Annotated in this window: 2 protein-coding genes; both read left to right on the top strand. The window is 33.3% G+C overall.

All coding sequences use genetic code 11. The annotated features are described in order from the left end of the window. Window positions 1–23: 23 nt before the first annotated feature. Entirely contained in the window at window positions 24–380 is a 357-nt protein-coding gene (locus LQ617_RS15735) for a hypothetical protein (protein WP_239740789.1), read from the top strand. Continuing rightward, window positions 381–596, top strand: a complete 216-nt coding sequence (locus tag LQ617_RS15730) for a hypothetical protein (protein ID WP_239740788.1) — start codon at window positions 381–383, stop codon at window positions 594–596. The last annotated feature ends 256 nt before the right edge of the window (window positions 597–852 follow it).

The following is an 852-nucleotide window of genomic DNA, read 5'->3' as shown; positions in this document are numbered from 1 at the left end:
AGGGATAGGAGAGCGTGAATGACATGGCATTATTTAATCTAACTATCGAAGAAATACAACAGTTATCATTCTTCGACTTACAAAGAAAACTCAAATGGGCAATTACAGATTACAACAAGACATTCAATAGACCATTAGAAGTTAGACCTGTTATATACGACACAAAAGATAGTGGAGATATTATGGCAATGTCAGATGAATTTGCAAATGATGTTAAACATCTAACAAGGTGGCATATGAAACAAGCGATTAATAATATGAAAGCTGAATATAAAATGCGTCTCAGAAATGATGGGAATTATCCAAAAGAGCATATGGAAATGTTGTTTAAAAGTTTAGAAGAAAATAATCAAAAGTTGTTTGATTTGGAGGCTGAATAAATGCCAAAGAAAAACTATGAAAACATGTGGCACAAGTTAAAGTCCAACGTAGAACGTAACATCATTTCTGTTTATCCAGAAGTGAGAGATCATGTGCCAGATTATAGAGCAGGGCAGTTTGATGTTTTAGAAAATATTGGCACACAGATAGATGAGTTAGAAGGCAATTACGACATACAAAACATTATTGATGACATGAGTAGGGAGCGTGATTAAATGTATGAACAAGTTCGTATAACAATTAGTTTTTTAATTGTGCTTCTTTTATTTTGGTCAGGTATAACTTTATATGCTACGTATTACATTATTAAATTGATTGATTATATTAAAGAGCGTGAATGACTATGGCGTATGAGTATGAGGAATGGATAAGTATTACAATCGATGAAAAATTAGCGTGGAGAGGGTTTGACCCAGATGAAGAAACTAGAGCAAGGGATGAACTCAAAGAAGTCTACGCTAAAGCAAAAGC

Origin of the sequence: Mammaliicoccus sp. P-M59, assembly GCF_022386135.1 — a bacterium.
Taxonomy (GTDB): domain Bacteria; phylum Bacillota; class Bacilli; order Staphylococcales; family Staphylococcaceae; genus Mammaliicoccus; species Mammaliicoccus sciuri_A.
The sequence above is the reverse complement of the archived record's forward strand: the minus strand, read 5'-3'. Positions and strand labels throughout refer to the sequence as shown.

Bases quoted from the DNA above. Each gene is read 5' to 3' on its own strand.
- LQ617_RS15735 (WP_239740789.1), top strand. From the start codon at position 24: ATGGCATTATTTAATCTAACTATCGAAGAAATACAACAGTTATCATTC.
- LQ617_RS15730 (WP_239740788.1), top strand. From the start codon at position 381: ATGCCAAAGAAAAACTATGAAAACATGTGGCACAAGTTAAAGTCCAAC.